The organism is Flavobacterium crocinum (genome assembly GCF_003122385.1).
GTDB lineage: Bacteria > Bacteroidota > Bacteroidia > Flavobacteriales > Flavobacteriaceae > Flavobacterium > Flavobacterium crocinum.
Map to the genome: position 1 here is coordinate 2,176,798 of NZ_CP029255.1, position 21,249 is coordinate 2,198,046.

General features: G+C 29.6%; 21 protein-coding genes. 9 read left to right on the forward strand and 12 right to left on the reverse strand.

Translation table 11 applies throughout. The features are described from left to right. Together HYN56_RS10015 and HYN56_RS10020 are read right to left on the reverse strand one after the other, a co-directional pair. The gene (locus HYN56_RS10015) at positions 1-855 is read right to left on the reverse strand and encodes an SPFH domain-containing protein (RefSeq protein ID WP_109192045.1); all 855 of its coding nucleotides are present in this window, start codon (positions 853-855) and stop codon (positions 1-3) included. A gap of 273 nt (positions 856-1,128) precedes the next feature. Then, positions 1,129-1,635 carry a GNAT family N-acetyltransferase gene (locus HYN56_RS10020; RefSeq protein WP_109192046.1) on the reverse strand — a complete coding sequence of 169 codons (507 nt, stop codon included), beginning with the start codon at positions 1,633-1,635 and terminating at the stop codon, positions 1,129-1,131. Between the two features lie 924 nt (positions 1,636-2,559). On the opposite strand from HYN56_RS10020, the gene HYN56_RS10025 reads away from it, so the two are divergent. The 4 genes from HYN56_RS10025 (at position 2,560) to HYN56_RS10040 (ending at position 5,560) form a co-directional block, all read left to right on the forward strand. Then, positions 2,560-2,772, forward strand: a complete 213-nt coding sequence (locus HYN56_RS10025) for a type II toxin-antitoxin system HicA family toxin (protein WP_240622685.1) — start codon at positions 2,560-2,562, stop codon at positions 2,770-2,772. A gap of 311 nt (positions 2,773-3,083) precedes the next feature. Continuing rightward, positions 3,084-3,494 carry a type II toxin-antitoxin system HicB family antitoxin gene (locus HYN56_RS10030; protein WP_109192047.1) on the forward strand — a complete coding sequence of 137 codons (411 nt, stop codon included), beginning with the start codon at positions 3,084-3,086 and terminating at the stop codon, positions 3,492-3,494. A 414-nt stretch (positions 3,495-3,908) separates the two neighbouring features. Further along, positions 3,909-4,970, forward strand: a complete 1,062-nt coding sequence (locus HYN56_RS10035; protein WP_109192048.1) for a hypothetical protein — start codon at positions 3,909-3,911, stop codon at positions 4,968-4,970. A gap of 122 nt (positions 4,971-5,092) precedes the next feature. After that, complete coding sequence (locus tag HYN56_RS10040; RefSeq protein ID WP_109192049.1) at positions 5,093-5,560, forward strand: hypothetical protein; 468 nt, start codon at positions 5,093-5,095, stop codon at positions 5,558-5,560. Positions 5,561-5,687: 127 nt separating this feature from the next. Here HYN56_RS10040 and HYN56_RS10045 read toward each other — a convergent pair whose 3' ends face one another. Continuing rightward, positions 5,688-5,942, reverse strand: coding sequence for a GIY-YIG nuclease family protein (locus HYN56_RS10045; protein ID WP_109192050.1), 255 nt, complete (start codon positions 5,940-5,942; stop codon positions 5,688-5,690). A 152-nt stretch (positions 5,943-6,094) separates the two neighbouring features. On the opposite strand from HYN56_RS10045, the gene HYN56_RS10050 reads away from it, so the two are divergent. Beyond that, positions 6,095-6,562, forward strand: coding sequence for a hypothetical protein (locus HYN56_RS10050; protein WP_109192051.1), 468 nt, complete (start codon positions 6,095-6,097; stop codon positions 6,560-6,562). A 180-nt stretch (positions 6,563-6,742) separates the two neighbouring features. Here HYN56_RS10050 and HYN56_RS10055 read toward each other — a convergent pair whose 3' ends face one another. Beyond that, positions 6,743-7,825, reverse strand: a complete 1,083-nt coding sequence (locus tag HYN56_RS10055; RefSeq protein WP_109192052.1) for a hypothetical protein — start codon at positions 7,823-7,825, stop codon at positions 6,743-6,745. 378 nt (positions 7,826-8,203) lie between these two features. Here HYN56_RS10055 and HYN56_RS10060 point away from each other — a divergent pair, with 378 nt between their 5' ends. Continuing rightward, on the forward strand, positions 8,204-8,707 hold the full coding sequence (locus HYN56_RS10060) for a hypothetical protein (protein WP_109192053.1): 504 nt from the start codon (positions 8,204-8,206) through the stop codon (positions 8,705-8,707). A gap of 296 nt (positions 8,708-9,003) precedes the next feature. On the opposite strand, the gene HYN56_RS10065 is transcribed toward HYN56_RS10060, so the two are convergent. Beyond that, positions 9,004-10,638 (reverse strand): protein kinase domain-containing protein, encoded by a 1,635-nt coding sequence (locus HYN56_RS10065; protein WP_109192054.1) that lies wholly within the window; start codon positions 10,636-10,638, stop codon positions 9,004-9,006. Positions 10,639-10,806: 168 nt separating this feature from the next. Between HYN56_RS10065 and HYN56_RS10070 the strand changes: the two genes are divergently transcribed. Both HYN56_RS10070 and HYN56_RS10075 read left to right on the forward strand, forming a co-directional pair. Continuing rightward, the gene (locus tag HYN56_RS10070; protein ID WP_109192055.1) at positions 10,807-12,144 is read left to right on the forward strand and encodes a hypothetical protein; all 1,338 of its coding nucleotides are present in this window, start codon (positions 10,807-10,809) and stop codon (positions 12,142-12,144) included. A 370-nt stretch (positions 12,145-12,514) separates the two neighbouring features. Continuing rightward, the gene (locus HYN56_RS10075; RefSeq protein WP_109192056.1) at positions 12,515-13,591 is read left to right on the forward strand and encodes a topoisomerase II; all 1,077 of its coding nucleotides are present in this window, start codon (positions 12,515-12,517) and stop codon (positions 13,589-13,591) included. Positions 13,592-14,228: 637 nt separating this feature from the next. On the opposite strand, the gene HYN56_RS10085 is transcribed toward HYN56_RS10075, so the two are convergent. The 7 genes from HYN56_RS10085 to HYN56_RS10110 all read right to left on the reverse strand — a co-directional run bounded on the left by HYN56_RS10085 (position 14,229) and on the right by HYN56_RS10110 (position 20,850). Further along, positions 14,229-15,794: an HAD family hydrolase gene (locus tag HYN56_RS10085; RefSeq protein ID WP_167398294.1), complete on the reverse strand. Its 1,566-nt coding sequence runs from the start codon at positions 15,792-15,794 to the stop codon at positions 14,229-14,231. 42 nt (positions 15,795-15,836) lie between these two features. Continuing rightward, on the reverse strand, positions 15,837-17,444 hold the full coding sequence (locus tag HYN56_RS10090) for an Eco57I restriction-modification methylase domain-containing protein (protein ID WP_109192059.1): 1,608 nt from the start codon (positions 17,442-17,444) through the stop codon (positions 15,837-15,839). Positions 17,445-17,529: 85 nt separating this feature from the next. After that, positions 17,530-18,747, reverse strand: coding sequence for a phospholipase D family protein (locus tag HYN56_RS10095; protein ID WP_109192060.1), 1,218 nt, complete (start codon positions 18,745-18,747; stop codon positions 17,530-17,532). After that, a complete protein-coding gene (locus tag HYN56_RS10100; protein ID WP_109192061.1) occupies positions 18,747-18,974 on the reverse strand; it encodes a helix-turn-helix domain-containing protein in 228 nt (75 codons plus the stop codon). The genes HYN56_RS10095 and HYN56_RS10100 overlap by 1 nt, the downstream gene beginning before the upstream one ends. A gap of 253 nt (positions 18,975-19,227) precedes the next feature. Then, positions 19,228-19,422, reverse strand: a complete 195-nt coding sequence (locus HYN56_RS25195; protein ID WP_240622686.1) for a hypothetical protein — start codon at positions 19,420-19,422, stop codon at positions 19,228-19,230. A gap of 190 nt (positions 19,423-19,612) precedes the next feature. Further along, entirely contained in the window at positions 19,613-20,464 is an 852-nt protein-coding gene (locus tag HYN56_RS10105) for a relaxase/mobilization nuclease domain-containing protein (protein WP_240622687.1), read from the reverse strand. Continuing rightward, positions 20,461-20,850: a plasmid mobilization protein gene (locus HYN56_RS10110; protein ID WP_240622688.1), complete on the reverse strand. Its 390-nt coding sequence runs from the start codon at positions 20,848-20,850 to the stop codon at positions 20,461-20,463. Before HYN56_RS10110 ends, HYN56_RS10105 begins: the two co-directional genes overlap by 4 nt. A 182-nt stretch (positions 20,851-21,032) precedes the next feature. Here HYN56_RS10110 and HYN56_RS25235 point away from each other — a divergent pair, with 182 nt between their 5' ends. After that, positions 21,033-21,158: a hypothetical protein gene (locus tag HYN56_RS25235; RefSeq protein WP_262510129.1), complete on the forward strand. Its 126-nt coding sequence runs from the start codon at positions 21,033-21,035 to the stop codon at positions 21,156-21,158. The last annotated feature ends 91 nt before the right edge of the window (positions 21,159-21,249 follow it).

Genomic DNA, 21,249 nt, shown 5'->3' on the forward strand with positions numbered 1-21,249 from the left:
TTATTGATTTAAAGTACCGGTATTTATTACTGGTTTAGTTTCACTATCGCCACAAAGTACAACCATTAAATTACTTACCATTGTGGCTTTTTTATCTTCATCAAATTCTATAATTTCTTTATCAGCTAATAGCTTTAAAGCACTGTCAACCATGCCAACTGCACCTTCTACAATTTTATGACGCGCGGCAACAACAGCCGATGCTTGTTGTCTTCGTAACATAGAATGAGCAATTTCAGGAGCATATGCCAGATACGCAATTCTTGATTCTATAACTTCTATTCCTGCAATCTCTAATCGTTGTGTGACTTCGTTTTCAAGGGCTATGTTTACATCATCAAAATTAGTACTTAATGTTATTGTTGCTCTCTCATCTTCAAAATGATCATACGGAAAAGAACCTGCAAGTTTTCTTACCGCCGAATCTGTCTGAATTCTGATAAATGCCTCATAGTTGTCAACTTCAAAGGTCGACTTAAATGTATCATTGACTTTCCATACTAATATAACACTAATTAAAATAGGATTCCCCATTTTATCATTAACCTTAATTTTTTCGCTTTCAAAATTTCTTGCACGTAAAGATAAACTCGTTTTATTATAAAAAGGGTTTATCCAAAACAAACCACTTTGTTTAATACTTCCTCTGTAATCTCCAAACAATAACAGAACTTTTGAGCTGTTTGGTCCAATAACAACAAAGCCCTTTATTAAAAGAATAGATAATAGTAGTGACGCGACTGCTAATACCAAGTAGTTTGTAATAAAGCCATAAATAGTTGTTCCTATTGAAAATAGTAGAACAACAGCCACCAAATAGCCGTTGAAGGGTATTAAAACTTTTTCTGTTTTCATAATAAATAATATTTAAATGATATTAAATTGATATCATAAAGATATGTAATATTTTAATGCAAAAATATTTTTTTTACAGAATTTAGGCATTTGAAAAAAGAGAGGAATTGAACTTAATGTATAAATTTCTGTTTGTAAAGAAAACCCAATTACTGGAATATGTAGAGAACGTTAGCGCAGATTGAAAATCTGCGTTAACGAGTAAGTATATGTATAATTAGGAATAGATTATCTGTTCGAAAAATTGGAAATTCTCTATAGAAAAAGCATAGTTTATACACGTAATCTTTCTATTTTAAAATAGGCGAGTTCTTCTCCATTTCGGATCAAATTGTTTAATCTTTCAAATCCGGCTTTTTGCAGCACATTTTGCGATCCAGTGTTGTTGAGATCTGTTATGGCTACAACTTCTTTTGTATTTGTATTTGCAAAACTATATTGTGTTATAGCCTTGCATACTTCTGTAGCAATACCTTTTCCCCAATATTCTTTGCTAAGCACGTACCCAATTTCTATTTGATTTGTGTTGTGTGCAAAAATACGAGCAACACACATTCCTATAAAATTGTTGTTTGTAGTGTCAAATATTGCCCATCGGCTAAGATTTTTCTTTTTATAATTTTCAAGCAGTTCATTAAACATCTCTATATATCTTTCTGGAGAAGTCTCAGGAAGATATTGTGTAACTTGATTATCTTTAAAAAGATCTAAAAACGTTTGTTGTTCTTGGGGGAAAAATTCGCGAATAATTATTCTTGGGCTTTGGTGAAGAGTAGACATTGATTAAAGTTTGATAAAAAGTTTAGAAGTTGTCTGCTAAAATTAATGAGTAATATTTTTCTGTTGTAAATACAGTCAAATTTACAAAATATAAAGAGAGTAAATTTCTCATTCTCCAAAACGCTTTAGGATTTTGTGTAATTCTTTTAAAAGAGTTTATGCTTTACTGCATAAAGCAGTCTAATTTGGATAGCTTTGTGTGGATTGAAAAGCTGCTGGTGCGAGCGCCTCGCTCGTGAGCATAACAATATTCTGTTTTTAAAAAAAGCTTAGAAAACAAAAAAAAAGCTCCGGATTTCTCTGAAGCTTTTTCTCTGTGTAGCGGGAAGCATTAAAATATCTAACCAGATTACTTTCGATTATTACGCAATTTTTATGTTTTTGTAAATTAGGGTTGAATCCAATCAAAATCGATTAAGTGACTAAATTGTCAGTTAGTTTATTGTCTGGATTTGATCGCAAATATTTTCCATGAGCCCCATTAACGACTAGAACTTTTTTTTCCAACATTCCAAGAACATTGACTGTAATTCGATATCCAAGTGGTAGCAGTGTTGTTATTAGTTTCTAATATTGAAATTGCTCTGATTTAGTTTTTTTTTATTGCTCTAGAAGTTGAGCTTTCGCCTACAGTATGAAAAGCGTAATGTGTTATAACATTGTTGGAGTCTTTCTAAATTTCGGAAATCTAAATTGTCCCATAGTTTTTTAATTTAATAATTTATAATCAAATTTAAGTTGTGTGAAAAAATGTAATTTATGGAAAACCGTAATTGCAATATTTTTCTTTGGAGGAAAATAATATTAGTAAATAAGATCATTTTTTTTCTTATGTTAATTATTTTTTAATTTGTATAACATTTTTGATATATGTGTCAAAAATGTTATGTATTTGTTTCGTAAAATTAAAATACAGTTTGGGGTATGAGTAGTGATGATTTGTTTAAGATACTAAAAGCTGACGGATGGGAACTCGATAGAAAAAAAGGAAGCCACCATATTTTTAAACACCCGGAGAAAAAAGGAATAGTTGTGTTGCCTCATCCGAGAAAAGGATATTCCGAAAGGCACGGAAAACAGCATTTTAAAGCAAGCGGGACTGAATTAATTCAGTCTCCGACTTGTGGGGATCATTAAATACGGAAAACCATAAACTAAATCAAATAAAATAATTTTTATAATAAAAGGAAGAAGTAAAAATTAAATCAACACCTCGAGTTAAATTTAACTTGGGATAAGACTCGTATATAATAACAAATCGCATAAAGTGTTAGAATATTCAGGTTTTAAAATCACTCGAATAAATATTGGAAAAACAAATTGTAAAATTATTAACCACTAAAAATGAAAAACATGGGAAGGTCAAGTAAATTTAATCGTCAAAAAACTTAAATCGAAATTTAAAAATGATAAATCAATAAAAACAAAAACTATTAGAAAATTTAAGTATGGCAATCAAAGTAAAGATTGAGAAATCTGCTGACGATCGCTATTGGGGAACAACGCAAAATGTACCTGGTGTAGTAGTAGCAGACGGAGAGAGTATCAATGAGCTAAAAGAAAACTTGAAAGAAGCAGTTGAGTTATATTTAGAGACAGCTGAAGAATACGACAAAGAAACTTATGAATTATATAAAAACGGATTTGAATTTGAATATGATTTAGATGTATCGGAAATATTCAGGGTATTCGAAGTAATTAATAAGTCTGAATTTGCAAAAAGTATAGGTTTAAATGCATCATTATTTAGACAATACACAAATTCAAAAACGCAAACATATATATCTGAAAAAAGAGCAAAAGAAATTGAAAATGGTTTACACCGTTTAGGAAAAGAGCTTTTAAAAGTGAAGCTTTAAAAATGAAATTTCTGCATAATTATTTTATGCTTCTTTTAAGCCCCTCATTCGAGGGGTTTTTTGATTGCCCAAAAAGATATATAGATAAAATGAATTATAGGCCAAATAAGTGTTTGCAACTTTATCCATTTAGTTTCAAAAATAAATATTATTTTAAACATTAGATTTATTTTGAGAATGACTAGTTTCTCAGGAAATAGGAAATTTAATTGCATAAAAAAAGCTCCAGATTTCTCTGAAGCTTTGTCTTAGTAGCGGGAAGCATTAAAATATCTAACCTAATTATCTGGGATTATTACAGTATTTTAGCATGCGTGTATTAAGTTTTTAAAAGAGGATAATGATTTGCAAATGATTATTATGAATAGCATTGGCTTAATAACAAGATTAATAACTAATACTAAATAAAGTATTATGAAATTTATTTTTAAGAATAAAATTAATGAGGTAGATTCTTTTTCAACAGATGATTCTGGCGAATTAACATATATAAAAGAAAATGTGCTTTATGCTAAAGACCAAAACGCTATATATGATGCTAAAATAGAGATATCAGGACTGAAATCTTCAGGAGATTGGATATGTTTTAATCATACATTAGAAAATCCAAAAGGATTTGTTGGAAATAGTAACAACAATTTTGAAATACTAGATAAACAAATAATTAAGGAATTAAAAGACAGCTTTATTTATTATGGAGATAGATTTTCTACTACAAAGCTTCAACTAGGAAACTCATTTGCTAAGGTATGGACAGTTGAGGAACGATTAATTTTTTTCACAGTCAGTAACGGATTTTTAATTTATACAAAAGATGATTTAAATATCAATTTTTACTCAGATGGTTTGGATTTAAGATTGCTTTGGCAATACGATTTAAAAACTAAATACAATTGGAAACAAAGAGCAGATTACAAAGATGAGCCACCAGTTGAAAAACAGGCTAAAGTTATTAAGTTTTTGGGTGTTTACAGTAACGAACTTTGGGTTGTGTTAAACAACGGAGCATTGTTAGCAGTAAATATAGAAACAGGGGAAGAATCTCGTTTTATAAAAGAGGGAAAAATGATAGTGGGAGAAAGTGAGTTTGAAGATTTTAAAGGATATTTTGGCTATGAAACGGTATTAGATGAAAAAAATGGTTTTATTTTTAATCTTAGCAGCCATTTTTACATAGAATACAACTTAGTCGCTGCGAATAAACATTTTGATAGTTATAGTTTTAAAGAATCTTCGGAGACTCATAAACTCAGTTTAAATTATATAGGAGGATTTGACGCAGAAAATATTTATTCCTATGAAGGAAGCGATAACAATCGTTTTGCTGTTTTTAACAAACTGAAAAAAGAAATTATTTGGAGTGAAGAAATTGAAGAAGTAAAAGGTAAATTCCCTGCTATTAGAGACATGAAATATGGCGGTGAAAAAATATATATTTTAGACCACAACAATGCGTTACATGTTTTTGAAAAATAAAATAAGCTCATTCCCTCCGCTAACGCGAGCTTTACGCTATTGAGCAAGACACTTTTTTTTCTGCTTTTTTGGTTTGCATATCCATATATTTGAAAATTAATCAATGTGTTTAGAATTATCTAATGGAAATAAAAACTAAAAATAATAGGGTATTAATTTTTAGACAAATTATAGATGAACAAATATGGGAAACTAAGCCCGAATTGTCTGCAGGTGATGACTTCCCTAAATCAAATTATCAATTCTCCTTTAAGGAAAAAATAATTTCTAAAAAATACATTATCGAAGGTTATGATTTCAATTTATATTTAAAAAAAATTATCGATAGGTTTATTGAAAACGAAGAAAAGATATTAAAGATTTCCAGAAAAATTTTAGATGATATTAAGAATGTAAATGACAATTTTGCATTGAAACATAATTCAGAGAATTCACCATTGTTTTATGTGCGCATTTTGAACATTGTAAATTATTCTTTTAAAGTATATTTTTCAACAGATTATGGTTATGAAGAATATATTATAAAGTATTTATTATATGATAATGGAGATTTTGTTATAACTAAAGTAAAAAGGAAACTTTGTTATTAGACATCTAATTCAATAATCTGAACTAGAATTATAAAAAAAAGCTCCGGATTTCTCTGAAGCTTTTTCTCTCTGTAGCGAGAACAGGACTCGAACCTTTGTCCGCTGTGGCGGATATGAGCCCGACGAGCTAAATTTTAGAAATGAGATTTTTAATAAATTCTCTTCCCACTCCAGTTTTTAGATATTTTTCTCTTTTCATAGCTTCAGATTTTGAATTAAAAAACTCAACATAAATTACTGTCCAAGGTCTATATTTTGGAGTATAACCTTTCGTTTCAAGAAAATTATGAGATTTAAATCTTTCAATTAGATTGGAAGTAAATCCAGTATAGTTTTTCTTGAATTTTTCAGAATACAGAATGTAAACAACAAATTCATCCATATTGCAAAATGTTATAAAACGAAAAAACACCACTTGTAATAAGTGGTGCTTTCCTTTAGTAGAGGGAAGCATTCAAAAATCTAACCAACTTTCTAAAGATTATTATAGTATATTCGCATGTATTCTTTGATAAATAACAAGAGTATGATATTATGGGGGTAAATATATATTTGAAAAGCTTTAAAAAAAATGAAAAAACGATAATTTCTCATCTAAAGTCATTAGATATTTATGATGGTAATGATGATGAAATTGACAACTACAAAATTGAAGAACAAGTAATATCTAATTTAGAAATAATTGAAGTTGTAGTCTCATATAATCTTTTTAAAAGTTTTTATGATATAAATATCTTTTTGACATTAAACGAATTAGCATTTTATAATTTCGCATACTCACCTATTTCAGGTGATGGTTTGGTTGACAATTCAATAGTTTGTTTTGATTCAAAGACTTTATTAGTACCTATCGAAAAACTTATACTGATGTGTGAAAACTGGTATGAATGTGCAAATGTTAAAATTGATGTAGAGTATAATTTAAAACATTTAAAAGAATTAAAAAAGTTTGTAGAAAGTAGTATTGAAAAAGGCTCTTTTGTAACTGTAACAATAGGATAGTTAATTGATATAAACCTTCACCACTTTGAGTATTATGTTTACTGAAGCGTACAATATAAAAGTCTACAACAAAAAAAGCTCCAGATTTCTCTGAAGCTTTTTGTCTGTGTAGCCCTAACGGGACAATTCTCGAACCATTTTGTGTATGATTTAGAGGGATTAGGAAAATCTAAAATTAAATTATGATAGATCTAATATATCATCACATTTGTTAATCAATGGGTCTAACCAATCTGCTTTGTCGCAAGCCCATTTTATCCATTCATCTTTTTCAATAGTTAAATTGTTACTTCTGATTGCTTTTTGCTTTTCAGCTTCGATGTATTGTCTAATTAAGAGCGCTTTATTGTATTGCTCAGATAGGGCTAATAATTTGTTGAATTTTTCAACTTCTTCATTTTTTAGTTTTTTAATTTCTTCTTTTCGCTTTTGTTCTTCTTCATATTGTAAATGCCACAGTCTGTTTTTTTCTTTTCGAATTTTTTCTGCCTCTGCATAGATTTCTAATTTAGCCATTATTCTTGCTAAAAGTTCTTCTAATTTCGTTTTTCCATCTCTCCATTCCTTTTCATCTGAATATTTACCCATTTTGAAAATTAACTCTCCTGTTGGAACATAATCAGAAGTATAATATTGCTTTGTGGAAGGGATTCTTTTAGTTGCTTCTCGTAGATCAATTTCTATGAAAATAGTGTCAATTACCACACCTGTATTATCATATTCTTTTCCCCAATCATGTCCTCTGTAACGTAATAATTTTGTAAAAGCATCCATAAAAAGTAGTGCTCTTTTTCTGCAATTATCACCGACTCTAATTGGATATACAATTGTATTATCATTGTGGTATGAGCTGAATTTAATTTTACCCTTCCAGTACTCTTTCGTTTGAATTGTTATAATATCTGGTTTTATGATAGTATCGGGAACAACTATAGGGGCTTTTTTGTCATTTACAATTTCTTTGGTTCTTATTGTTAATGGTGTTTGGTCAATATTAATTGGTTCTCCTTCTTTCCTTAATGCTAAAATAATTTTATCATTACCATCGAAATTAGGATTAAAATCTACTTTCTTTACTAGCTTATTGAATTTAAGTTTTGACCAATAACTTCTATCTGGAATTGGAATTTCAAATTCTTTGCAGATTTTTTTTAAGCCTTCGTTTGTATAAGCATACTGCAATGTAAGTTTGGTAAGAGGTGTTGACCAAACCAAATCAAATAATTCTTTCCTTTTCAATTCCTTTGTTTCCATATCTTTCATAAAAAAATAATTGTTTAAATTTATGAAAAGTGTTTTTGATGTTGACAAAAGATATTGAAAATGAAATATAAGTGATTTAATAAGTTTTTTAATGGTTCTAGCTCTCTAAAAAGGCCTAAATTGTCCAAGATTTATATTGACCCCTGAGGTACAGAATAATTCGAACCATCTTTTAAAAACTTGGCGATTTTGAATTATTGATTTTTCTTTTTTTAATCTATTAAGATATGTTTGGGCGTACAGATTACAAATCTGTGCAATTGAGTTTTAAAAAAATCAAAAGAAATTAAATATTTTTTACTGCGCAAAAACATTGCGTATTAAGGAAATATCTTTGATAAATAAATTTAGACGGAATTTTATTAAAACGAAAAGCAAATGAAAAAGAGTGCTACAAAAATACTAGCTAACAATACTGAAATTAATTTGTATTGTTTCATCGGAGAAGCTGTCTTGAAAACCCAAATGGTTGAACAAGCACTGAGTTATTCAATTACTCTTAAAATGAACCCCACGGAAACAAAAGAACGAGCAGATGAATGTTTAAAACAAAACCAGAGTTATACATTAGGTAAAGCTATTACAATTGCAATTAGGGAGAATCTATATAATTTGTCTTTGCAAGATGAATTAAATGTTTTTTTAAAGCAAAGGAATTGGTTGATTCATAAAGTTGTCATTGGAAACGAAGAAGATTTCAATGCTGGTAACATAAAAGAGGAATTGTTAGATAAAATTAAATCTATTTCAGATAAAGCAGAAAGTATTCAACGTTTATTAGAATATGATATGATAGACTTTTGTTCTTCTAAAGGAAAAGATATGCCAGAAACCCAAGCATTATTAAAATTACAAGAACAAGGAATAAGAATTCGAAAGTAGCATTCAAAACCTGATCCTCCGCTGGCATCACGCTTGTAAACAAAACCCAAGATGTTTAAAGGTAAGTAAGCAAAAAAGCTTCAAATTTCTCTGAAGCTTTTATCGTTGTAGCTGGAAGCACTCAATAATCTAACAAATTATCTTTGATTATTACAATGTCTTATCATGCGCATTTTAATTTTTTTGTTTTTTATGATAGTTGCTCAAATAAAAAATTCTCTTGATAATTTGTTGCTAAAAAAAATAGGACTTGAGAAATTTGCTCAATTTTCAATAGAAAATAAATATATTTCTTTTTAATCAGGATTAAAGCTTTTTAAAATTTCCCAGTTTTTAGAATTTTCTTTTAAATATTTAAAAGCAATTTGTTTTTTATTTTCTAAATCTACATTCTGATTTTTCATTTGATTATAATCCGTAAGAATCCAGTAGTATATCATATAATTAAACAGAGGCTCCGTAGGATTTAATTGGGTTGCTTTCTCAAGTAATTCAATGGCTCCACTTAATTCATTGGAATAGTTTTTTTTCAATGAAGCTTTAGTATATAAATAAATTGAATAAAATATATCATTGTTGAACTTTTTAAATAAATCTTCAATATATTTTTCATTTTGTTCTTTTAATAGAACTTTGTAAATTACTTCGAAATAGGTAGAGACTATTTCGATATCTCTAAAATTTGGTAATTTTTGTATGATCTTATCGCCCATTTTAATTTCAGAATATCGATGATGAACCCTTATTTTTGAATGCCACTTAAAAAGAATATTCGTGATATCTAATGTGTTTTCAAGTATGTTTTCTTTGCGGTGAATATTTTCGTCAAAATTGATTGCTGATAATTTATAATATTCACATAATGATATTACATCCAGTTCGTTAACTATGTTAGTTTTTAAATATTCAATCTTCTTTAAAATATTAATATAAATTTGATTTTTCCGAGATGGAAGCTTTAAAATGTTCTTAAGAGATTCTATTTCTTGAATTAATAAATCTGCTGAATTACTTTTGTCAAAATATTCAAAATTAAATTTTAATTTGTCTGCGGTTACACTGTCAATTTTTTCCAATTCTGCTATTAATGCATCATAAAGATCTATAGCAGATGCTCTTTCAGTAGGATCTTCTTTAAGGCATTTGTTAAGAATCAACTCCAAATTCTTATTAGTAAACGAAATTTTAGCTGAAAATGCCCAGTTCGAAAAATAACTTGAACTTGTATTTTTATTCAGTGCCCTTTCTTTGCTTAAATCATTAGGATGTTTATTCGTAAAAAGCATGTAAATCATAGTTGCCAGTGCAAATACATCGGGATTATAACCTAAGTATTTTTTTCTATCATATTGTTCTGGTGCTTTAAAAGGAAATTTTCCTCCTCCACCTCCGTAAGTAGGTCCGATTCTTTCAATTAGATCAGCAATTCCCAAATCTGAAATTTTAGGAACTAAGTTTAAAGCATTTAATGATTGATAGTTAGGGTATTTATCTTGTAGATCCTCGATTAAAATATTTGGGGGATTAAAATCTTGATGATACTTGATGCCACTTTTTTGCATTTCTACCAATGATTTCGTAATCTTACAAGAAATTACCAAGGCTTCTATGTACGAGAAACTTCTTTCAAGCATCAAAGTTTTTAAATCTTTTTTGAAGTATGGCATGCAAATAAATGGAATGTCCTTTATAATTAAAGGGTAAAATGCTTTAACTAAATAACTATTCTGTCTCGAAAACCATAGTTCGCACTCATCTATAAAATACTTTTCTTGATCTGTATTTAATTTATTAACCTTTATTGTTTTGTAGGCAACCCTTCTTGGAGTGGTATGTGCATCATGCTCAACAATAAAAACCGTACCACTCGCACCTGATTTCTCTTCAACTATATTTCCTGTTATATATTCCTCTAATATTTCCCTAATCATTATTAATTATTTAAGTGCAGGTTACAATTTACTAATGTAGAAATTAAAACTTGCATGAAAGTCGAAAAATAATTCTTTACTAAAAATTTTTTCTTTTTTTAATTATATAACTATTTAAATTAACTTTATTTAAATTAACCCTTGCAGGTTTAATATTAGATTGTAATTATGATTAAGATAAAAGAATTTCAAGTAAGAGATTTCTTGTGTGATAATTTTAATGAATTTCATAAGAAAATAACTAATCTAAAAGACTTTAAAAGAGCATTAATCGATGAAAAAAATGCAATCTATCAGAGTAGTGAACAGATATGTATTACCGATTTAGTGAAATTAGTACTTGGAGAGAAAATTATTCATTCAACTGAAAATATTGAGTTCTACAAATTAATTGATAAGGAGTTTAAACTTCTAGAAACAAAATCCAAGAAGGGGAAACAGCCTTCAGTAGATATTTTAGCATACAATACATGTAGTTTAAATCTCGCTTTAGTTGAACTAAAGATTAGTGACAGCAGTGAACGAGAGGCGATTACCGAATTGTCGGCTTATACTTTAGGTCTACAGAATAGATTTCATGGATTGTCAAACTTACAGATTATCTGGATCCCCATTTCAAATGAATGGAGGGTAACTTTAATGTCTGCTGTGGAGTTGTCAATGTTGTGGAAAAACATTCTTACCCTCCCATTGCAATTAGAAGTTCATAAGGATAATAAGGATTTAATTAAGGATCTTTCTTTCACAATTATAAATCCGATAAGAGAAATATCCGAAATAGATTATCTGAGTTTGTTTTCGTACGAATGTTTTGATACGTTCGATTATTATACGCGTTCAAAAGTAAAAAACAAGAACGGATTTATTAATTATGTAACATCAATCTTTAATCGTCAGAATATTAATGGATTCATTATATTTCATAAAAACAGCCCGAGAGCTGTGTATCCGCATGGATTCACACTATGTATTTATAATCCCTATAAAGGATACCTTCATAAGAAAGTATTAAAGAACATTTTAGAATATAATAAAGATTTGCACTTTTCTGAAATTATCAAAGAAGGTAGATTTATAAATACTGATTTTATCGATGTCGATTTTATAACGGATGAGGTTAAACATTTTGAACCTGAGGTTAAAGATTTGATTGGGAAAAGTTTAAAAGCTGATGCACACTGGAAAAAAAAGTTTTTAAGTGTAGGTGATTTTACTGACCCGGAAGATGATCCTAACACAAGTTATGGTGTAAAATATCTGAAAGAAGCGATAGATAGCGCTAAAGAAAATCCAAGAGCATTTGGAACTCCTAATTTTGAAATTTGGTTTAATAACCTTGAAAGTAAAGATGTTTCATCTGTTTCTTATCTCGGGATTTTTCATGATTTGATTTCTAAAAAAATTCAGATTGAACATAAAAAAAATCTTCATTCCAAAGATTTTTTTTCCTGTTTAACCTCGTTTTATTATCTGAAAAAAACATTTAAAATGTTTAATCATCATTAAAAATTAAAATGAGAACAAACAATCGCACCTTAAAATTTTTAAAATTGAAGAACAGTAAAATTATTTAATTTCAAAAAAGTTTAATTATTTGAATTAGCAAGGACTAGAGGAAAATAAGCTTTTTAAAAGAATATAAAATAATTGAAAAGTCAGAAATCTTCCTATTTTACAGCAGAAAAGCTGTTAAGTTAGTTTAGGATTATATTCTTCAGAATCAAGATTTATTTAATAAATTGTAAGAGAAAAACAATATATTTGAAATGTAATTTACAAAATAAACTTTCAGCAATTAGTTTTAAAATAGGTATGTTTTTAATATTCTTATTGCCTTTATAATTGTTACCAATAATTTTATCGAATATCAACATTAATGAAGAGTTATAATAAGGAAGAGAAAAAGAGATTAAAAGAAATTGATGAGCAATTGACTGCAGAAATGAAAAAGATGCAGGCAAATGTTTTAAGAAAATATCATCGTGAACGCGATGATTTTGATTTAAGCATATCATCTTTACATGGAACTATTGGAGGAAAGAACAATACATATGTCGATAGTATAAATATGCAATTTAGTGATCCAAATGATTTCAAAGCTAAATGGATAAGGGGATTTAGAAAGTATGTTGAGAACAGATATTCCCCACTAAAGAAGCTTATGAAAGATGAAGTTTTTAGAAACTATACTTTAAAATTTCTTGAGCGTAATTTTTATAGAAACTTAAAAGAAAGGACTAGAGTAAAACCAAATGAAAATCTATGGTCTGTATGGTTTGGTGGCGGTAAATTTGTTTGGGGTTTGGTAATAGCTCCAGCATTTCGCGACAAAATATGGACAAATGATGTAAGTGAAATAAGAAGAGCTGAATATATGTATTGGACAATTGGACATGTTCTTAATACAGGTTTGGTTGATCCAGAAAATAATGAATTGGTAAAGTTTGATGATTTTCCTGAATTACTGAGATTTTACAAGAATATCTTGAAGAGAGTTTCCAATTCACAATACGAAAAAGCAGTATTTGATTTCTACGTAGAATATCTTGAAATGTCTGATGATGTTTTATCAGAACCTTTCCTAATCCCTGAATTTAGATATGAAGGTCTTGAAGTTGATCACAAATATCGTTTGGACTTTACAATTTTAAATTCTCATACGATGGAACTGATTGGCTTTGAATTAAGCCCCCATTCTTCCCATATGTCTGTAGCTAAAATAAAAGATAAGAAACAAGTAGATGTCAATGCAGAATTGTCAAAGAAATGGAATAAAGAAATGCAGAAAAGAAATGATTATTTTGAAGAATTTGGAATTACTACTGTTACTTTTTCTGATGACAATCTAATTGATATAAAAAGATGTTTTGCTGTTATGAAAAAATACTTATCTGCTCGACCGAAAGAAAAAATTAATTTAGCTAATGAAATAACCGAATTGGATAATTTGTGAAGTTTGGTTAGTGATATGCGCTGAATTTCTATTTATAGATGAAATAAAATGTGATTTAGAGACAGGAGATTTAGAGTATGATACAAAGATGGGAAGTCTTGAATTAATTAAAATATGTAGTAGAAAGAACGATATGAAAAGAATAATAATTTCTCTGTATATTTTTTTGGCTACAGAATCCCTCTTCGCGCAAAATCAAACAAATCAAGTTCTACTTGTATCATCCAATAATGCAATTGTATATCGACTTTTTTCGACACGAAATACTTGGTGTTTTTAAAGCTAAACACGAGAAATTGACAGTTATGGCAGGTTAGTGGAACACAGGAAATAATCAGTTGAAACACCTATAACTTTAGTGCCTAGAGTTCAAATTGAAGAAGAGGCAAATGGAAGATTCTTTCTCTATCCTACGCAAAATATATACAATTTCATTTTGATTGACCAAGCTGATGGTCGCAAGTGCAGTGGTCAACAGAAATTAAAGATCGGACGGTCATTAAAATAAATTAACAAAACATATGTATTTTCTATTGAAATTTTAAGTTGCAAAGTCAATTTCTGATTAAATCAGAATTTCAATTTATTTTAACATAAAGATTAAATGATTGTAAAATCGAAGTGTTTTTATTAAAAGTTAATTCGAATGTTGGGTAGTTTTGGGATGAATAGGAGCCTCCAATTTGTCTGATTTAATAACGGGAGTGCTTTTAATTTGATTAGAAATTTTTATTTCTAAAAGCTTTATTCTTAAACTGTCTATTTCTTTTAATTGCTCACCGTTTTTTATTTTTAAATTTTCTATGGTTTTTGCCTTTTTATCATTATCTAAAAAAAATGAGGATACGAAAAATACACAAAAAATTAAAATCAGAGGAGCATAGAAAAACCAAAATCTCTTTTTTGAATCTAATTTAGTTTTAAATCTGCCAAATCCAACATAAAAACCGCTTTGCTTTGTTATTGCATTACTAAGACCAATTTCAGGTATTATTTTGTACCATTTATTTTCTATAAATGATGCTTGACTAACTGCTCCGATAAGAAATTTATGATACCAATATCGATCCATAAAACAGAAGCAAAAAATAATCAAAGCTCCTAAAAAGCTAAATACAGTAATGGAATTAATTTCCTTTCCGCCAATATAGAATACAATATTTTCTTTAACGATATAGCCTAGAGTTGCAATAATAAATGTAAATGCTGTTAAGGCAAGATTTCTTATTCTTAGGGCAATATCATTAAAGTGTTGTTGAACTTTAACTACATCACTCCAAATAGAGATTATGTTTGGAATTAGATCTTTGTTCAGTTTTTTTTCATATGAAGTAAAAGAAATATAATTTAGTAATTGACTGAAAGACTCTTCCAGAATTAGATCAGGTTTTATTTCTTCGTTTCTGTGTTTTTCGTGAAATTCTTGTTCTCTTTTTACATCCTCATCAGTCCAGTGAGTAACTTCTTTGAGAAGCTTGTATTTGTCACTGGCGATTTCACTTCCGTATTTCGCATAGATACTTGTCACGCCAGCGTCAAGAGCCATCCTAATATCTCTATCGATTTTATCTCCAATGTAAATTGCATTCTCTTTAGCAACTTGAAAATCCCTTAGAATAATCTCCAAGATTTCACTATCAGGTTTTTTTATGCTTTTTGACAGGTATCTTATCTCTGTTTTTATTGGTTCCCAATGTTCATCATCATAAAATTTGTCAACGCTTTTTGGGGCTCCAGTATCTAAAGGAGTATAGATACAATCAAATATTCCATCTAATTCTAAATTTTTTATTCTATATTTTGTGAAGAAAGCATTGGATTCAGTAAATCCAATTATCAAAACTCCCTGAGATTTTAAATGCAATAAAGTTTTTAGAACTCCATCATAAAGTCTTAAATTTGATTTTTTATTTGAATTATATTTATGTAATATACTTTTACCTGTTAATGGTTTTTTAGTTATTTTCTTCTTATTCTCATCACTTAAGGATGTAAGTTCTTCAAAAGCAAATGAAACTTCTGTAGTCTTATATTGTTGATGTAGATTTTTAAAATCAGCTTTTAAAACGTCTTCATCAATGTTAAAAGATTCTCTGATTTCGTTAAAATAAGGATTAAATGAATTGTACCACATTCCTAGCCAATCCCACATTGTATCGTCTAGATCTGTTACTACGCAATTTTTAATATTGTGCTTAGTCATATTCATCTTATTTAAACAAATGTTCTTTTGAATTTTATAAAACTATTTTCCTCTATTTAATCTTCTCTGAGATAACTTTTTCCAAATATTATCAGCCAACACTATTTCTTCGTTGCTTAATCCAAAATTTTCTTTAAGAATTATTTTATTTGTTATTTCTAATATTTCGGAAATATCCTTTTTAGCTCTAATCATTTCATCAATTAGTGGCAGAAGCTCTTTATTATTAGCATTATAGGGTAAGAGAATTTCTTCAACCTCATTAGGCATTAATTCTAAAACACCGCCCCCATGGCTTCGACCACATATTTCTGTAAATGCAAGAGATAATGAGTTATAGTAACTAGCAGTTAACGCCTCTAAATTAATATTTGATTTTACTGTGACCCTATGCATTGTGTCTGTAGTAAATGCTTTTGCTTCGTTTATAATTAATTTAGGGTAAAGATTATTCCTCCTAATAAATAGTGCATCTGAAATCCTCAGTGATGGGATTATTTGCCATTCATCTCTAATTCCACATTTATATCCTTTATTAACGTTTTGTTCTTCCCCTTTTTTTATGTATTTTCTGGCACCTAAACTACCATTTAATTCAGATGTTTTCGGAAAAGTTAGTAAATGTGTTCTTGCTTCAATTGCTTTATTTTTATCCCAGTCTTTCGAAGTGAAAATTACGCTTGGAACTTGGACACTTCTCCCTACTAATGGTTTTGCATATTTTTCTAAATTGTATTCTTTTACAGTGGAAGAAGGGACAGTGAAAAATGGATTTGCACCAGTTGTTATTCCTACTTCTACAGTGGCAAAAACACCAAGTTTAGAAATTAATTTAGATTCTTGTAACCTTTCTAAAAAATCTATTTCGTTTTGTTCTAAAAAATAAAAAGTCCATTTATTTGATTTGAAGTCAATTTTCTTTTTTGGACTTTTCAATTTATTAATATCAAGCTTTTTTAAAGCACTTGCATCTTTTATTTCTAGATGTTCTATTAAATGTTTATTTGTTTTATTTTTTTCGCATAAAAGCAACACTACTTCTTGTTGGATGTCAGGAAATACAAGTTTTTCAAATGAGATAATATTAATTTTATTGTAAAAATGTGCAAGAAAATTTCTTAGTGGCTTTGCAAATGAAACCTGCAATATTTCTGCAGGCAATACGAATCCTATTTTTCCTTCATTTTTTAATAATAAAGAAGAGCCAACAACAAAAGAAACCCATGCATTAGTTAGTTTTGAATATTTTAAATTTGCTTTATTAAAAATATCTCCAGCATAACCTTGTTGTTCCTTATTGAAATATTGGTATCTAATATACGGTGGATTTCCAATAACTAAATCAAATTTTTTAGTCGTATTGATACAATAATTATGAAAATCTGTATTAATAATTTCAGCATCTAAAAGGTTTATGCTTTTGGATTTGTTAGCCTCTATTTCGTCTAGCTCTATTGCTGTTACAGAGTTGTATTGAAATTTACCCTTTTTTATTGCTTTAAGAAAGATTCCGTCTCCACAACTAGGCTCTAAAATATCTAATTCCTTATTTCCATTAAAAGCCCACTTTAGAATAAATTCTGCTATAGGTTCAGGAGTGTAAAACCCACCTCTCAATTTATCATGTGATGCTTCTTTTATTAATTGCATTGTATTCTATTTTCTAACAAAAATAAGCACATAAGAATAAGATACAATGTAATAATTTCATTTTTTATAAAATAAATTTCAACAATTATTTAATAACTAAAGTATATTTATCTTTAGATGTTACGTCTTTTGATAATGTTAAAGTTTTTCCTAGCAAGTCACGATTTTTTACTAACGTTTTTGCTTTTCCCCAGCTTAAGCTCGTAACAGAGTTATTTTGAATGTAGCTCTCTGTATCTGTTCTGGGATTATGTGTTATTTGTAGTGGAAATTCTCCCTTGTCTTCTTCGTCAATTATTATATTGAAATATGCTATTGCTTTTTCCAAATGTTCACTGTTTTTACGAGTGCTATTATTCCAATCTAAAGAATTAAAAACCTGATCTCTAAAATAATGCCTTTGGTCAATATTATCTAAAAGTCCTTTGCTTAAGGACATTGATCCAGTTTCGTTTGTATTACTTCCTCGAGGAATATTTAGATCTCTTTCGGTAAGAGGTTTGCTTTTCCAAATTTCAGTAAAGTTGCTAGTAAATGCATTAGCAGGAATTAATACAGTACTTATATTTTGGTCGTCAACTGCACTTATCTCCTCGTTGTAGTTTTGTTCAAGTTTTTTTGATTTCTTCTTGCCAGCAAAATTTTTGGGGAGCTTTGAAACTGCTCTTTGAGGTATTTTTAAAATTCCCTTTTCTAAATTTTCATTTGCTTCTTTTTTTCCTTGTCTTTTTAACCAAACTTTTTTAAGTGGAACCACTCCTAATTTAACAAAAGAATCAATTGTACTTTGTGCTATTTTGAAAAGATTAGGATCTGTGAAATTAAATAAAGTACTGTAGTAACTTTTTAAATCTATTAGTAAATTCTCCCCATCTTTATCTGAATTATCAAATTCGAATAAAATCGATGATTCAATATTATTAAAAAGCCCCCTTGCCGTCAGGTTCGAAGAACCAATAATTAATGCTGTTTTTTCAAGTCCTTCAAATAAATAGATTTTTGGATGAAAAATAGGTTCTTCTGATTGATAAAAAATATAACTGTTAATTTTCAAATCTAAAATTTCTTCCAAAGCTTCTTTTGATGTACCCTGTTGATCTATACCGACAATTAAGTTAAGATTTTTGAATGAAGTACTACTTGATATACAGCTAGAAAGTCCATTAACTCCAGCTTCACTTGCGAATGCTGATATTCCAGTAAATGTTTGATAATGGTTTGTGCTAAAAAATTCAATCAATTTGTTTCCAACAGCTTTATCCAAAGATGGATTAAAGCCTTGGCTTAGTAATGTTACTTTCATTAATTTTCATCTTTAAGTTTATGAAAAACGAATTCCATAGTAACTTCAAGACCTTTACAAAACTTATCAATATTTTCAAGAGTTATGTTTTTCTCTCCTCTTTCTATCATACCAACATAAGTGCGATGAACATCAGCACGAAAAGCTAATTCTTCTTGTGAAAGTTTCTTTTCATGCCTTATTTCTCTTATTAATCTACCGAATTTTAAAGAAAGGTCTTTGTTCATTTGAATACTACAGTTATCACAAAGTAACAATGTCGGCAGATAGAAAACTACATACTAAAGTTAGCATTATTTGCCATCAAGTTCAGCTTATATAAGTTGGATTTTTAATTTAAGGTTTATAAAATTATTCATTTTTCTTAGTTTCCTAGCATTAAATAAAAATGATTTTTGATTATTCCATGTATAGCTAAATTTGTTAATTTAAACATACCTATCAAGGATAGAATAAATGAAAATTAATGCTCAAGAAATTTTAAATTCCTCTTCGCAATCTTTTTCTTTTTTTCTGTATAAGTTCTTTCGGGATAAAATCATTTATCCTTTCCCCGCGAATGAGTATATCTGCAAGATTTTCTTTCACATACTCTCTTGATTCAAAATCTTGAAAGCTCTCATAATCTGTCGAAATTGAGTTTTGATACTTTCTTTCAAGTGCAAGAATATTCATTGCACAGCTTTCCTGAATTCCTTTTGCGCTGAATTTTTTACCCAGACTGCTTCCATTGATAACCGACTTTGTTTTAAAGTCTATAAAAGTAATTCCATAAAGCTTTCCCTCACTGCTTTTTCGTAAAATAGTATGAATAGCTTTATCTTTGAGCCTTTCGGATAATCTCTCAACAGAAGTAATTCTTTCATCAAAAAAAAGCCTCTCTCAAAGCATTTTTAACGTGGCTTTTGCCGTATTGCTTCTTTGTTTCATTTGCCCTGAATTTTTCTTCCAGAAATTTTAAGGTAGGTCTGCTGTAGAATTCGCTGGCTTTTATCGGCACGCCTATCGGTTTTGAATTATGGTCAAGTATCTTGTAAAGCAGTCCGTTATTTTTAAAAACTCTCGATTCCTCGCTTCCCTTGTCAGCATGAACATTATAGAGATTTAAAACCGCGTTGAGTTCAGGCAGGCTCGAATACTTATAATCAAACAACACCTGATTTAAAACTGAATTGATCGCCTTTTTGGACTCTGCTTTTCCGTATAGGACTCTGCCGATATCTATCGGATTTAACGAAAATTGTTCTTTCTGTTTTCTTCCTTCGGCTTTTACAAGTCCGAATATTTCCTCAATTTCTTTTCGGGCAGGCTCTGATTTTCTGATTCCCAGTAAATGTAGATCGATTCTTTTTCCGTCTCTCTGGATGTTGTTTGTCACGATATGGCAGTGCGGATGTCCCGCATCATAATGCTGGTATACCAGGTAAGGCTGTCTGCCGAAGCCCAGTTTTTCCATATAAGTGTCTGCAATTTCAGCCAGTTTTTCTTTCGAATGATTCTCCGAAGGGTCAAAGTTGAGCGAGATATGCACCGTATTCCGCTTCGCATTGGTATTGAGTTCTGCCAGTTTTAGAAAGCGGTTTAATTTTGAAGTGAAACTCAGTTTTTCCAGCTCCAGAGGATAATTCACAGCACTTATGCATTCCGCTTTTCCGATATCAACTTTCTTTTCGTTGTAATTCAGAATGCCTCTTATGGACGAGCTTGTTTTTATCACTGCAACCATTTTTCTGCTATTTTCTGGGTATGGTCTGAGACCTCTTCCATTTTATCAAAAAGCCTTTCTCTTTGGATTTCGAACAGATAAAGATGCCCTTTGAATTCGGGAACTGTTTTGAGCGTGTTTATCTTTCTGGCAATCTGATTGATATTATTGCCGATTGCCCGTAATTCGGAAGTAAGTACAGCTGTTTCTTCCATCAGTTCGTCTAAAGACTGGTTTCTGTAAGTTGCTACAATTGGTTTGTTGAATAAGTGTCTTCGGATATGATCACTTAATTTTCGGCAGGTGCTTGCTCTGAATCTTTTTTCCAGTTCGACATACTCCAAAGGAGTGAATCGCAGTCCTACGATTCGTGTTCTGTTTGAATTTTCTCTTTTCATCATCTTTCATTTTCATTGTTATCAAACTCTTTTGTTTTTAAGTTTCTCCACCGCCGAGTTCCGAGGCAATGGGTGGCAAGATAGGCGGTTGTTAAACAACCGTTCATCTTGCTGATTGCAGGTACGTGGCAATCTTTGGAGATTTTTTAAAAGCAGGCTTCTAATTTAAAGAAAATATTTGAATGTATCATGCGCAAAATATGGTCATGATGGCCGTAGGCTGTTACATCAATAAATACTTAAAAAAAGAAAAAGGGAAAAAAGAAAGCAGTCTTAAATTGGACAGTCAGACAGTTGAAGTGCTATAAGTCCCGAAGGGCATTTTTTTGAGGAACGAAGAAAAATGTTATGCGCACTTCTCTGGCTGTGTCCAATACCTTGCTTTGCTTTTTTTAATTT

Excerpts from the sequence above, each read along its gene's own strand:
- HYN56_RS10015 (WP_109192045.1), bottom strand. The coding sequence starts at position 855 with ATGAAAACAGAAAAAGTTTTAATACCCTTCAACGGCTATTTGGTGGCT.
- HYN56_RS10020 (WP_109192046.1), bottom strand. The coding sequence starts at position 1,635 with ATGTCTACTCTTCACCAAAGCCCAAGAATAATTATTCGCGAATTTTTC.
- HYN56_RS10025 (WP_240622685.1), top strand. The coding sequence starts at position 2,560 with ATGAGTAGTGATGATTTGTTTAAGATACTAAAAGCTGACGGATGGGAA.
- HYN56_RS10030 (WP_109192047.1), top strand. The coding sequence starts at position 3,084 with ATGGCAATCAAAGTAAAGATTGAGAAATCTGCTGACGATCGCTATTGG.
- HYN56_RS10035 (WP_109192048.1), top strand. The coding sequence starts at position 3,909 with ATGAAATTTATTTTTAAGAATAAAATTAATGAGGTAGATTCTTTTTCA.
- HYN56_RS10040 (WP_109192049.1), top strand. The coding sequence starts at position 5,093 with ATGGAAATAAAAACTAAAAATAATAGGGTATTAATTTTTAGACAAATT.
- HYN56_RS10045 (WP_109192050.1), bottom strand. The coding sequence starts at position 5,942 with ATGGATGAATTTGTTGTTTACATTCTGTATTCTGAAAAATTCAAGAAA.
- HYN56_RS10050 (WP_109192051.1), top strand. The coding sequence starts at position 6,095 with ATGGGGGTAAATATATATTTGAAAAGCTTTAAAAAAAATGAAAAAACG.
- HYN56_RS10055 (WP_109192052.1), bottom strand. The coding sequence starts at position 7,825 with ATGAAAGATATGGAAACAAAGGAATTGAAAAGGAAAGAATTATTTGAT.
- HYN56_RS10060 (WP_109192053.1), top strand. The coding sequence starts at position 8,204 with ATGAAAAAGAGTGCTACAAAAATACTAGCTAACAATACTGAAATTAAT.
- HYN56_RS10065 (WP_109192054.1), bottom strand. The coding sequence starts at position 10,638 with ATGATTAGGGAAATATTAGAGGAATATATAACAGGAAATATAGTTGAA.
- HYN56_RS10070 (WP_109192055.1), top strand. The coding sequence starts at position 10,807 with ATGATTAAGATAAAAGAATTTCAAGTAAGAGATTTCTTGTGTGATAAT.
- HYN56_RS10075 (WP_109192056.1), top strand. The coding sequence starts at position 12,515 with ATGAAGAGTTATAATAAGGAAGAGAAAAAGAGATTAAAAGAAATTGAT.
- HYN56_RS10085 (WP_167398294.1), bottom strand. The coding sequence starts at position 15,794 with ATGACTAAGCACAATATTAAAAATTGCGTAGTAACAGATCTAGACGAT.
- HYN56_RS10090 (WP_109192059.1), bottom strand. The coding sequence starts at position 17,444 with ATGCAATTAATAAAAGAAGCATCACATGATAAATTGAGAGGTGGGTTT.
- HYN56_RS10095 (WP_109192060.1), bottom strand. The coding sequence starts at position 18,747 with ATGAAAGTAACATTACTAAGCCAAGGCTTTAATCCATCTTTGGATAAA.
- HYN56_RS10100 (WP_109192061.1), bottom strand. The coding sequence starts at position 18,974 with ATGAACAAAGACCTTTCTTTAAAATTCGGTAGATTAATAAGAGAAATA.
- HYN56_RS25195 (WP_240622686.1), bottom strand. The coding sequence starts at position 19,422 with ATGAATATTCTTGCACTTGAAAGAAAGTATCAAAACTCAATTTCGACA.
- HYN56_RS10110 (WP_240622688.1), bottom strand. The coding sequence starts at position 20,850 with ATGAAAAGAGAAAATTCAAACAGAACACGAATCGTAGGACTGCGATTC.
- HYN56_RS25235 (WP_262510129.1), top strand. The coding sequence starts at position 21,033 with ATGTATCATGCGCAAAATATGGTCATGATGGCCGTAGGCTGTTACATC.